At 66.9% G+C, this 12,168-nt stretch carries 9 protein-coding genes and 1 pseudogene; 4 read left to right on the top strand and 6 right to left on the bottom strand.

What is annotated here, in order from left to right; translation table 11 throughout:
• Window positions 1–14 precede the first annotated feature (14 nt).
• Complete coding sequence (locus JIW86_RS07955; RefSeq protein WP_257559248.1) at window positions 15–1,208, bottom strand: methyltransferase; 1,194 nt, start codon at window positions 1,206–1,208, stop codon at window positions 15–17.
• Window positions 1,209–1,277: 69 nt separating this feature from the next.
• Window positions 1,278–1,622, bottom strand: a complete 345-nt coding sequence (locus tag JIW86_RS07950; RefSeq protein ID WP_215140118.1) for a tetratricopeptide repeat protein — start codon at window positions 1,620–1,622, stop codon at window positions 1,278–1,280.
• A 112-nt stretch (window positions 1,623–1,734) separates the two neighbouring features.
• On the opposite strand from JIW86_RS07950, the pseudogene JIW86_RS07945 reads away from it, so the two are divergent.
• The 4 genes and pseudogenes from JIW86_RS07945 to JIW86_RS07930 all read left to right on the top strand — a co-directional run bounded on the left by JIW86_RS07945 (window position 1,735) and on the right by JIW86_RS07930 (window position 8,647).
• A pseudogene (locus JIW86_RS07945) lies at window positions 1,735–2,699 on the top strand (pirin family protein).
• A gap of 240 nt (window positions 2,700–2,939) precedes the next feature.
• Window positions 2,940–4,697 carry a restriction endonuclease gene (locus JIW86_RS07940; RefSeq protein ID WP_257553140.1) on the top strand — a complete coding sequence of 586 codons (1,758 nt, stop codon included), beginning with the start codon at window positions 2,940–2,942 and terminating at the stop codon, window positions 4,695–4,697.
• Window positions 4,698–4,871: 174 nt separating this feature from the next.
• A complete protein-coding gene (locus JIW86_RS07935) occupies window positions 4,872–6,746 on the top strand; it encodes an ATP-dependent nuclease (protein ID WP_257553139.1) in 1,875 nt (624 codons plus the stop codon).
• Window positions 6,743–8,647: a UvrD-helicase domain-containing protein gene (locus JIW86_RS07930; protein ID WP_257553138.1), complete on the top strand. Its 1,905-nt coding sequence runs from the start codon at window positions 6,743–6,745 to the stop codon at window positions 8,645–8,647. Before JIW86_RS07935 ends, JIW86_RS07930 begins: the two co-directional genes overlap by 4 nt.
• A 642-nt stretch (window positions 8,648–9,289) precedes the next feature.
• On the opposite strand, the gene JIW86_RS07925 is transcribed toward JIW86_RS07930, so the two are convergent.
• The 4 genes from JIW86_RS07925 to amcB form a co-directional block, all read right to left on the bottom strand.
• A complete protein-coding gene (locus tag JIW86_RS07925) occupies window positions 9,290–10,009 on the bottom strand; it encodes a hypothetical protein (protein ID WP_257553137.1) in 720 nt (239 codons plus the stop codon).
• A 17-nt stretch (window positions 10,010–10,026) separates the two neighbouring features.
• A complete protein-coding gene (locus JIW86_RS07920; RefSeq protein ID WP_257553136.1) occupies window positions 10,027–10,701 on the bottom strand; it encodes a pentapeptide repeat-containing protein in 675 nt (224 codons plus the stop codon).
• 64 nt (window positions 10,702–10,765) lie between these two features.
• Window positions 10,766–11,026: a multiple cyclophane-containing RiPP AmcA gene (amcA, locus tag JIW86_RS07915; RefSeq protein ID WP_257553135.1), complete on the bottom strand. Its 261-nt coding sequence runs from the start codon at window positions 11,024–11,026 to the stop codon at window positions 10,766–10,768.
• Window positions 11,004–12,077, bottom strand: coding sequence for a cyclophane-forming radical SAM peptide maturase AmcB (gene amcB, locus JIW86_RS07910; protein WP_257553134.1), 1,074 nt, complete (start codon window positions 12,075–12,077; stop codon window positions 11,004–11,006). The genes amcA and amcB overlap by 23 nt, the downstream gene beginning before the upstream one ends.
• Window positions 12,078–12,168 lie beyond the last annotated feature (91 nt).

Below are 12,168 nucleotides of genomic sequence, written 5' to 3'. Positions count from 1 at the left end.
GGGATACCGGCAGGTCACATGGGCCGCGGCCGGTCCTCCTTGACTGCCCGCAGAATCACGAACTTCGGTTCGCTCGCGACGACTTCACTGTTGCCGAACAGCCGGCGCAGGTGGGTGTGGTAGCCCATGTGCCGATTGGCGACGATCCACAGCTCGCCGCCCGGCCGCAGCACCTTGCGCGACTGCGCGAACATCCGTAGCGCCGTCGCGTCCGTGGTCGCCTGGTGGGAGTGGAACGGAGGGTTGCTGAGCACCAGGTCCACGGAGGCCGGGGGCAGCATCGCGACCCCGTCCCCGACGAGGAACTCGGCCGTCCGCCGGCCCTCGCGGACGTTCGCCCGGTACGTGGCCTGCGCCGAGGCGACCGCCTGGTAGGACTCGTCGGTGAAGACGACCTCGGCGTCCGGGTCGTGGACCTGCACGGCCGCGCCGACGACGCCGTTGCCGCAGCCGAGGTCCACGACCCGGGCGCCGTCGGTGTTGGTCGGCAGGTTCTGCAGGAAGAAGCGGGTGCCGACGTCGAGCCGGTCGGCGCAGAAGATCCCGGCGTGGTTGACGACGGTCAGCCCGGAAGCGGACCCCGCGTCCTCGTCCACCGTGTACGTCAGCGGCCACGGCCCGGGGGTCGTGGGCCGCGTGGCGCCGGGGGTGCCCGGCGTACAGAAGATCAGCCGCGCCTTCTTCTCGGCGAGCGAGGTCTTCGTCGGGCCCAGGATCCGCTCGAAGAGCCGCAGGGTGGAGGTGTGGATCTCCTTCACCATGCCGGTGCCGACGACCACGGTGCCCGCGTGCACGTGCGGGGCCAGCCGGTGCAGCTGGTCCTCGAGCAGCGCCAGGCTCTTGGGCACGCGCACCAGCAGTACGTCGATCTTCCCGGGCGGCGGATCCTGGGTGGTCAGCAGCGTGACCGTCGCCTTGGAGGTCCCGATCCCGTTCCGGTCCAGGTTCGCCGCGGTGGCGGAGCGGGTGAGGGAGGAGTCGGTGATCTGCGTCGGCCGGTACGCGGCGAGCGCTGTCGTCAGCGTCCCCCAGCGGTCCCCGAGCACGGTGATCTGCCCGGCGCCGGCCAGGTCCACCGGCCCGCGCTCGCCGGTACCGGCGTCGAGATGGCGCAGCAGGTACTCGTCGGCGGCGTCCCAGGCACGGAGCCGGTCGCGCGGGTCCTCGGGGAAGCGGGTGAGCTCGTAGGAGCCGAAAGGCGTGGTCAGGCGGTTCATATGGGACCCAGGCTATCCGAGCCGGAGCCCGGGCCCCGCATGCGCCGGGCCGAGCGGCCCCTACTCCGGGAACTCACCGGCCATCGCGGCGGCCATCCGCAGGTACGGGCGGGCCTCGGCGGCCCGGCCGCTCCGCTCCAGTGTGCGACCGAGCATCAGCTGTGCGTAGTCCTCCACCGGCCAGCGCTCCAGGATGGCGCGGAGCTCGCGCTCGGCGCGGGAGAGCTGGGCGGAGTGGTAGTAGGCGCGGGCCAGCAGCAGGCGGGGCGCCAGCTGCTCCGGGGCCTCGCCCGCCAGCGTGTCCAGGATGCGGGCGGCCGTCGCGTACTCCTTCGCGTCGAAGAAGAGCCGGGCCCGTGCCCAGCGCTCGGCTGCCGTCCCGTGCTCGAAGTACGGCGTGCTCATCGCGTCCCTTCCGCTTTTCCCGCTCTCGTGTCTCTGTCCGGTGCCTCCAACACGCAAGGCCGGGGGAACATTCCACTGACCGCGGCCGCCGTCCCGCCGTTAGGTTGTCCGCATGAGCAATCTCGATCGCCAGCCCGCACTCTCCGTCTGCGGCGGCCGCGGGTTCGTCGTCGCCGAACCGGTACGCGAGCTCCTCAGCCCCCGCACGGTCAAGCTCGGGGAGTCCACCGAGGTCCGACGACTCCTGCCGAACCTGGGCCGCCGCATGGTGGGCGCCTGGTGCTTCGTCGACCACTACGGCCCGGACGACATCGCGGACGAGCCGGGCATGCAGGTCGCCCCCCACCCCCACTCGGGCCTCCAGACCGTGAGCTGGCTCCACGAGGGCGAGGTGCTGCACCGCGACAGCGTGGGCAGCCTCGCCACGATCCGCCCGCGCGAGCTGGGCCTGATGACCTCCGGCCGCGGCATCAGCCACTCCGAGGAGAGCCCGCGCCCGCACGCCCGCTTCCTGCACGGCGCCCAGCTGTGGGTGGCCCTGCCGGACGCCCACCGCGATGTGGAACCGCACTTCCAGCACCACGCGGAGCTCCCGCGGGTGACTTCCCCGGGCCTGACCGCGACGGTCATCCTGGGCACCCTGGACACGGCCACCTCGCCGGGCACGGCGTACAGCCCGATCGTCGGCGCGGACCTCTCCCTCGCGGCGGGCACCGAGACCCGGCTCCCGCTCGACCCGGACTTCGAGTACGCGGTCCTGTCGATGTCGGGCGAGGCCCACGTCGACGACGTCCCGGTCCTCCCGGGCTCGATGCTCTACCTCGGCTGCGGCCGCACCGAACTCCCCTGCGGGCAGCCTCGGACGCGAGCCTGATGCTCCTGGGCGGCGAGCCGTTCGAGGAGGAGATCGTCATGTTCTGGAACTGGATCGGCCGGAGCAACGAGGAGATCGTACAAGCCCGCAAGGACTGGATGGAAGGCTCCCGGTACGGCGAAGTGAAGGGTTACGACGGCCCTCCGATCCCGGCGCCGCAGCTCCCGCCGGGGCCGCTTAAGGCACGCGGACGGGTGCGTTGACCTGCGGTTTTTCAAAGTAGCCCGACAAGTCGAGATCAGCCTGAGAGGGGCCGTATCCCGCGCGGAGATCGTTCCGCCGGGGTGGGCGACGCGGGCTGCGAGAGGCCCTCTCCGGGCTCTCGACGTTTCCCAGGTGTGACCAGCTGGGGTCAGCTTTGCCAGGACCAATGCTGACCCAATGCTGACTTTGATGACGGTTCGTCAGGTCGAGGGATGTCTTCCGATGGTCCCGAATGAACCGTGGACGGGCTCCTCGGGCACGGCGCCGCAGGTTCTACAGAGCGTAGCCGTCAAAGTTCTTCTCGCCCGGCCTGGACGCAGAGGGCGCTTGCGGGCGTTCCAGTGATCGAGTGGGTAGGCAAGCGGATTGCACGACCCTGGGTGGGGGAAGTCCTGAGCGGACCGGCGTGCAGGGACCTGGGGGTGGCGGTGGCGGGTGGGGGCGACGAGTACGCGCGCGAGCGGGCGCGGCAGGCCAAGGAACGTGAGCGGCGCCAGAAGGCTGCTGAGACGGAGGCCAAGCGCAAGGCGCGCGACGAGAAGGTTGCCTACGAGGCCGCACGTGCCCAGGAGGCCGTCGACAAGACGAGCGTGACCGAGCACGACGTCGAGCAGCTGGCGGGACTGTTACGTGCGGCGGTGCTGGAGGGCCGGCCCCTGAGCTTCGACAGTCTCAGGCAGCACTTCGTCCCTGCGGTCTTCGCGCCGTCCAAGAGCCGCACGAAGCCCGTTCCCCTCCCGCGGTGGGGAGAGTACGAGCCCGAGCCGCCGCGTGGATGGTTGGGCGCGCTCGGCTTCGGGCGCCGTTCGTACGACGCGGAGGTGGAGGCTGCACGCAAGCGGTTCGACGAGGCGCTGCGTGACCATGCTCGCGAGGAGCACAAGCGGGTCGGGAAGCTGGATGCGGCGCAGGCCCGCCATGACGAGCGCAACCAGCAGGAGGCCGCCCGCATCGAGGAGTGGAATGCCGGGATCGAGGCACGCCGCGTCGCCTACCAGGAGCGCGACGTCGAAGCGGTCGAGTGGTTCATCGACCAGGTCCTGGCCGCCTCCACGTATCCCCACGGCTTCCCGAAGGCGCACCAGGTCTCCTACCAGGCAGATACGGGAGACCTGCTGGTCGAGATCGACCTGCCGCTGGAAGATGTGGTCCCGGCGGCCCGCGCCTACCGGTACGTGAAGACGCGCGACGAGATCACGCTTGTCCCGAGGCCCGAGAAGGAGCGCCACGAGCTGTACGCGTCCGTACTGGCGCAGACGGCGCTGAGGACCGTCCACGAGTTGTTCGCGGCGGACACCGACGGGGTGGTGAGGTCCGTGGCGCTGAACGGGCACGTGGCGACCATCGACCGTGCCACGGGCCGCGAGGTGCACCCCTGTCTGATCACTCTCCAGGCGGGGAGGCAGGAGTTCAGCGAACTGGTGCTGACCCAAGTCGATCCGCAGGCCTGCCTGAAGCGGCTGCGATCGCTGATCTCACCGAATCCGTACCAGCTGGAGCCGGTGCGCGCGCTGGTCACCTTCGACTTGAGCAAGTACCGGCTGATGGACAGCATGGACGTCGTGGCGGGCCTGGACAGCCGTCCCGTGCTGATGGACCTCTCGCCCACGGAATTCGAGCATTTGGTCCGGCAGTTGTTCGAAGCCATCGGCCTCGACAGTGTCAACACGCGACCGTCGCAGGACGAGGGTGTGGATGCTGTGGCGATGAACACCGACCCGGTCATGCGAGGCCTGTGCATCATTCAGGCCAAACGCACTGCCAAGGTGGTGCCCTTCGAATCGGTCTCCGCCCTCGCCGGCGTCGTGGAGCACAAGCGGGCAGCCAAGGGCATCCTGGTGACGACCTCGTGGTTCGGCCGGGCGAGCGAGGCGTTCGCGAACGACCACGGACGCCTTGAACTCCTGGACGGCGCCAACCTGGTTCACCTGTTCAAGGAACATCTCGACCTCGATGTCATCCCGGGTCCGGTCCCTCCGAAGCGCCGACCGCGCTGAGAGGGTCCGGTGATGGGGACTGCATCAGTGGGCCTGGGTGAATCTCTGGAATTCACCGAAAAGACGACGTTGGCGGCCGTATTATCTGCTTCAAGCCGCGTACGGGTGGGGAACTTGGGGCGGTAGCCGACGCCTGCATCCTCAGGGGTGCACTCTTGCCGCCCGGGGGAACGTGTGTATCTGGCTCATCTGCGCGCCGAGAACTTTCGCATCTTCGGCCCGGCTGGGCAGGAGGGCGGCGACGCGGACCGCTCGCTTCGCGTTGACTTCGCTCCGGGCACCACCGTACTAGTGGGAGAGAACGACAGCGGTAAGACGGCCATCGTGGATGCCATCCGGGTCTGCCTCCTCACAACTGCAGCGGACTACTACCGCGTCACCAAGGACGACTTCCATGTCGGGGCCGGGGGCCGCTCGGACACCTTCACGATTACCTGTGGGTTCAGAGGGCTTTCCGCGGAGGAGAAGGGTACCTTCCTCGAGCTGCTCACTACAGACGCGAGTGGCAGCGCCTTGTATGTCACATTCAGAGCGCAACTCATGGATCCGCAGCGCTCGAATCGTGTCTCTGTCACCACGCGGACCGGACCGGACGGCAAGGGACCCGCTTTGGACGGTGCCGCCCGTGAGCTCCTGAAAGCGACCTACCTGAGGCCGCTACGGGATGCGGAGGCAGAGCTTCGCTCGGGACGTGGATCCAGGCTTTCCCAGATCCTGGCCAGCTATCCGGCGATCCTCAAGGAAGAGCAGGACGACTTCAACGCTGAGACCGACACAGCCGACACCCTTGTGGGCATCCTGCGGCGAGCTGAACACCACATCACAAGCAATGCTGCCGTCGCTGCGGCTCGCGACGACATCAACACCAACTACCTCGAAAAGTTCTCGATTGGCTCAGATGTCCTCCGGGGCGAGATCGGGGTGGCCGGCGATGCCACGCTCGCTCGGGCGTTGGAACGGCTGGAGCTCACGCTCTTCGCTGGTACTGGCGAATGGACCCGTCGGGGGCTGGGCTACAACAACGCTCTGTTCATGGCTGCCGAGCTGCTACTGCTGGGGAACAGCGAGACCGCGCCTTTGCTGCTCATCGAGGAACCCGAGGCCCACCTGCATCCTCAGTTGCAGACTCGTGTGATGGACCTTCTGTACGAGCGGGCGGCCGGGACGGCCGGAGCGGCCGCAGGCGTCCAAGTCATTCTCACTACCCACAGCCCCAACCTGGCCTCCGCGGTCCCTGTCGAATGGCTCACCCTCGTAGCGCGTGGCAGCACGTTCAGCCTGGCTCCGGGACACACCCGGCTCGATGCGGGCGACTATGCTTTCCTTTCTCGCTTCCTTGACGTGACCAAGGCCAATCTGTTCTTTGCCCGCTCCGTCGCTGTGGTGGAAGGCGATGCGGAGGCGTTGCTGCTTCCTGCCCTCGCGCAGGCTGTCGGCCGCTCCTTCAACGAGAGTGGGGTCAGCGTCGTCAATGTCGGTCACACGGGCCTGTTCCGGTATAGCCGGATCTTCCAGCGGGAGGGTCGGCAGATCCCCGTCACTGTGGCCTGCATCCGCGACAGAGATCTGCTGCCGGATGGTACTCCCACGGACATGAGAGGCGAGCTGCCGTGTGTATCAGACATGACTGCGGAGCAGATTGCCGCACACGTTGATGCCCTTACGCGTGGAGACGACGGGAATGTGAAGACATTCGTTTCCGACCACTGGACCCTCGAGTACGATCTGGCAGCTGCGTCATGGACCATGGCTAGGGTGATGCACCAGGCCGTACGTGCTGCCCGAGCTTCGGAGCGGTCGTGGCCTGATGCTGAAAGGCTTGCAGAGCTCGATGGTGAGGCGGCACAGGAGGTCGAAGAATGGCGGGCCGCGGGCGTCAATCGTCCTGAGGCGGCCCTGCGAATCTACCGACCACTGAAGAAAGGCAATGCGAGCAAGGCCATCGCAGCCCAGCATGCGGCCAGGCTGCTCAAGTCCACGCCACTCACAGAGGCACACATCCCGGCGTACCTCCGTCGCGCCTTTGCCCACCTTTGCGGTGAGCCATGACGATCCCCTACGAGCAGGCCGCCTTCGCCAAGGATAGGATTGAGGCGCTGGCTTCCGCGATGGGCCTCACCCTTCCCCACGAGGAACAGTGGGACTTTCTGCAGAGCATGATCTCTCTTGATCTACAAGCGGCACCTGGGTCGGGGAAAACCAGCCTCATAGGCCTGAAGCTTGCACTGCTTGCCGCAGGTTGGAGCTCACGGACGAGAGGCATATGCGTTCTCTCGCACACCAACACAGCCAAGACTGAAATCACTGCACGACTTGCCGCAACCCCCGCCGGCCGAAGACTTCTGGCCTATCCACACTTCATTGGGACGATCCAATCGTTCGCCAACACCTTCCTTGCTCTACCCGCTGTGCGGGCCCTGGGTGTTGAGATCCAGGCAGTCGATGACGAGGCGTATGCAGCAGCCGCGCTCCGTCTCCTTGAGCGGGACCCCCGCTTCCGAACTCTGCTCGGAACCCTCGATCGCCAGAGGGACGGCAGGCAGCTCGCAGCCACCGCCCGTTTCGTCTGTGAAGCCCGCGACCTCGCCGTGGTAGCCACGCGTAGTCTGCCGTTCTCGAAGGAGACCTCCAGCGGGAAGCAGTTCATCCTCCTCAAACGGGACCTGTCTCGCAGAGGAATCTTCCGCTACGAGGACATGTTCGCGATCGCCGAGCAGCACCTGGTGCGGAACCCTGACTTGGCGGATGCCACGTCGCGGCGCTTTCCGTTCGTTCTCCTGGACGAGATGCAGGACACCAGCCTGGTGCAGGAGCGACTACTGGACAAGGTATTCGGGTCGACGGGAACCGTCGTGCAGCGCGTCGGTGACGTGAATCAGCGCATCTTCAACGACGGGCAGCCCGGGCGCACCGAAGCCGGTACGTTCCCGCTGCCCATGGCCGCTGAACTACCGGTCAGCCGACGGTTCGGCAGTCGGATAGCAGGTCTGGCGAGCGAGTTGACGGTGCATCGTCGGCAGCGCATCCACGGGGCAGGGCCTGAGGGGGCCATCGTGCTCCTCACCTATGACGAAAGTACGGTTGCCCAAGTCGTGCCGGCCTTCGAAAGGCTGGCGGCGACTCTCGTCCCACCACCTCTCCTTCAACAGAGCCCTCCGCGCGTGCTTGGCGCGCGTCGACACCGAGGAAGTTCTCCGAACTTTCCCCAGTCCCTTGCTTGCTACGTACCTGAACTTCTTGCCCAAGCGGATGCTGTTCGGGGCAGTCTCATCCGAACTACCCGCTCGGCTCAGACGCAGTGGCAATCGGATGACAGCCACGGTGCCGTAAGTCACGTCTGGAATGCCGTTCGAGGGTTGGTTCGACCTATGACGGAGGGCTATCTCCCAGCAATCGGGCGGCTGGAGCGAGAGGCAGTCACCGCTGGCGGGAAGGCGCGTGCCGTACTACTGAGCATGCTCACCGCGCAGTTGGACGATGAGGGTCTGTGGGAGTCGCTGACGGATCAGCTCATGCGTGTCTTGTCCGAGTTGACGAGCGTAACCGAGGCAGACCTCAACCGTATGGGAGAGGTGTTTCTGTACGTGCCCAGAGGTCAGTCGCCCCGCACTTTGCTGCCAACCTCCGATGAGACCGATCTGGTGCCATCTATTGCGAGCACGATTCAACGCGCTAAGGGTGAGACGCACAGTGCCACTCTGCTTCTTGACTGCTTGGACAAGACGGGCAAGAAGTTTGATGTGAACGAGGTGCTGAATCTTCTTGCAAGTGGAAGAGACCTGGATCGAGCGACAAGCACCGTTAAGAGAGCCGCTCAGCTGATCTTCGTTGGAGCTACACGTCCAACGCATCTGCTGGCCTTCGCTACCCCTCGGCAGCGCGCCGAGCCATATGCCGAGGCGCTGGTGGCGCGAGGTTGGTCAGTGCACGATGCAAGTGCGACCCTTTGAATTGAGTCAGAGCCGCTGGCAGGTGGCCGCGTCATGCGGGCATGCTGGCGTCACCCCGTACCTCTGGCCCCCTGCTGGGCCGCGCGGACAGAGTAGTCGTAGACCTCGGTGGAGACGGGTCAACCCTCTATGCCCCCGGCGAGGCCTGGATCATGCCCAGTTGTAGGTATGTGCCATTTCTCAATGATCGAGTGAACGCGAAGGAGCGTATAAACCTTCATAACAGGTAGCGATTCTATCCATGTTGGCCGATCATCATCAATATGGCGACGTATCCGCGGGTAGTGTGCCCGAGCGTGCTGGGCACCGGGGACAGGCCGGGGCCGTGCGGCCGGACGGTGGCGGCGATACCCATCGGGGGAGCGGTGGGTTGGGGCCGGGTGGCCGACCACAAGAGGGCGCACGGGGACCTCGTGCTTTGCCCTGGGTCCGCGCAGCGTGTTGATGTGTCGCAGGCAGGTCCGCTTCAGCTGGAGGTGCCTGGTCCCCCGGACGAGATATTGAGGCCGGAGTTCGAGGAGCAAGGGCTGTTCTGACCCGGGCGCGAGATGCTGACCCCTGGCGAGCGGTTGGCCACACCTGCGGGAGTGCAGGCCGCGATGCCCCCACTCCTGGCGGGGGAGACGAGGCATCGTCGACGGGTCAGGTGAGGGACGGCAGGATGCCGCGGGGCCACTGCCCGAGCCAAAACGCGGCTGCCGAGGGCCGGTCTTGGGCCTCGGTGGAGCCGTCGTGCAGCAAGTATTCGGTGGGAGCCACGTAGCCCTCGCCGGGGGCCAGGCGTGTGCGGATGATGCGGATGGGGCGGCCGCTGGCGACGTAGTCGCGGTAGTCCTGGGTGTGCGGGAAGCGATCGGCGTGGTCGTTGGGATGGACGGCTCGGCAGACCGCTTGGGCGTCGATGGTGCCGAAGATGATGTACCGGGTTCCGGGGCCGAGGTTGAGGCAGAGTCTGCGGCGTCCGGTGTGCTTGTCGGTGTACTGGAGCTTGTCCCAGTTGTCGAGGTGCAGCCCGATCAGCCGGCCGTCCTCGTAGTTGTCGGTGGTCGTGGTCATGCCGGGCTTGGCCAGGGCTTGACCGAGGTACACCGCGTCCGGATCGCCCAGCGGGCCGGTGAGGTCTTCGAGGAGGAGTCCTACTTGATACGTGGGTCGGACGATCTCCACGAGTGTGCTGTCCAGGGGCCGGCGAGGGGCTGAGACGGCCTTGACGTCCACCTTGGTCATGGGGCGCCACTGCCCGGCGGGGATGATCGCGCCGGGCTCGTAGGCGGTCTCCTCGGGGCGAGTGGTCCGGACGGTGGCGATTTCGCAGCGGGCGCGGAGGGCGGATGGGTCGCCGTAGGCGATGTGCAGGGGCACGGGGCCTCCCTTCAGGGTCAGTCGTCCCCGATGGTGATGTTGAGTTCGTTCACGAGGGCTTCGGCGAGGTCGGACTGCTGGCCGGGGTCGATGCGGACCTTGGCGAGGTTCGCGACCCCTCGGATGGCCGACAGATCGTTCTCGCGCAGGTCGGTGTTGCGATAGCGGCCCGTGCCGAATTCGGCGCGCCGGAGCGTGCAGTCGGTGAACACGGTGTCGGACAGGTCGCAGTCCGCGAATGTGGCCTCTGTGAGGACGCAGCCGATGAAGGCCACGGGGCCGGTGGCGCGGACCTTCTCGAACGTGGCGAAGTCGAGCTTGCAGCTTTCGAACAGCACGTCGTCGAGCACCAGGCCGTCCAGAGCGGCGCCCATCAGCTTGCAGTCTCGGAAGTGGACTCGGGTCAGCTTGCTCTCGGTCCAGCGCGCGGTGCCGAGGTCGCTGTCGCTGATCTCGACGCCGTGGAGGTTGACCGCCTCGAACTCGAGACGCTTCGCGCGGATGCCCGAGAGCCGGCCGGTGACGAGTTGGGTGTCCGTGAGGTCGAGCGATCGGAGATCGGCATCCCCGTACACGAAGTCCTGGACTGTGCCACGGGAGCTGTCGAGGCTGTCGACGTTGCTCAGGTAGAGGCCGGGCTCGTCCAGCTCAGGCAGGGTGATCGTGGCGTGGCCGAAGGTTCGGATGGCCATGGTGCTCCTTGTCGTTGGGGCGGGGCGGCCCCGCGCGGCGGGACCGTCCCGATGTCGGCGGCTGCTACTTGTTCTTCCAGTTGTCCCAGGTGGGCCGGTTGTCGAAGGTGGCCGTGGGGTTGTCCCAGGTCGGGCGGTTGTCGAACGCGGCGACGGGCTTGGCGTGCGCGGCTTCGGAGGTGGGCTGGTTGCTCCAGGTGGCGTTGGTCCAGGAGTTCTCCCAGCGGGCGACGGCGCCGGTGCCAGCGGCCTCCAGGAGGGACTCGAATCCCTCCGCCGAGTCCATCACGAGGGTGGCGGCGTCAGTGGGCGTGTGAATGGACATGTCGCGTGACTCCTTCGAGTAGGGCGATTTTGGCGGTGGTGCAGTACCGGGTCCTGGTCCCGTCGAACCGGCCGGCGTGCTCGAAGTACCGGTTCGCGGCGTGGGCACCCCCGCAGAAGGCGAAGGCGGGGCAGGTGTCGCGGCACGCGTCGACGCCCTGCCAGAACTCGGTGATCCAGGGGGTGCGTTCCTCGGCCTCGGCCACGAGGACGTCCAGGCCGTCCTTGAGTACGTTGCCGGTGGTGAAGTCGCCGAACCGGGCGTCGGTGAACCCCGCCAGCTCTGGGGAGAGCATGATCACCCCGCCGTCGTAGGCGACGGTGGGCATCGGATCCCAAGGTGCAGAGGTGGGCGTGGGGGCGGTGTCGTGGCTGCCGAGAACGGCACCGGCGAAGTTGAGCACCCGCTGGATCTCCCTCAGCCGGATCACCGGATTGGCCCGCCAGGCGTCCGCGAGGGCGGCCCAGAACTCGGTCGTGCGCACGGGGTCGGACTCCTTGGCTCCGCGGTTGACCCCTTCTTCCTCTTCGACGTTGACGCCGAGGGTGGTGACGCCCAGCTCGGCGAAGAAGTCGTAGAAGCGGGCCGCGTTCTCGGGGGCCGGGTCGGAGACGACCGCGATGGCGGAGAACGGGATGCCGTGGCGGCGCAGGCGCTCGATGCCTCGCATGGTGACGCGGAATCCGGGGTGGCCGGCGAGGGTGACGCGGTGGGTGTTCATGTCCTCGGGGCCGTCGATGCTGACGCCGACGTGGACCTCGTGCTCCAGCAGGAACTCGCACCAGGCGTCATCCACCAGAGCCGCGTTCGTCTGGATGCTGTGCTTCACGCCCTCGAAAGGGGACATGAGCGCGGCCAGGTGCTCACGGCCCGTGGCCAGCGGCTCTCCACCGTGCCACACGACTTCGAACGCCGGATCGTGAGCTGCCCACGGGTTGACGGACGCGGCCACAGCCTCGGCAACCGTCACCGGCATCAAGTGGTTCATCTTGCGGAACGGCAAGTAGCAGTAGGTGCAGTCCATGGGCAGGCACTTCGTGGTGGGCTGCATGATCACAGACCGAGGCCTGGCCGCGAGCCGTAATGCACTCTGCATCGTGCTCCTCTCGATTGGGTCCGGGCGGGGTGTCCCGCCTCGGCTA

It is taken from the genome of Streptomyces sp. NBC_00162, assembly GCF_024611995.1.
GTDB lineage: Bacteria > Actinomycetota > Actinomycetes > Streptomycetales > Streptomycetaceae > Streptomyces.
The sequence above is the reverse complement of the archived record's forward strand: the minus strand, read 5'-3'. Positions and strand labels throughout refer to the sequence as shown.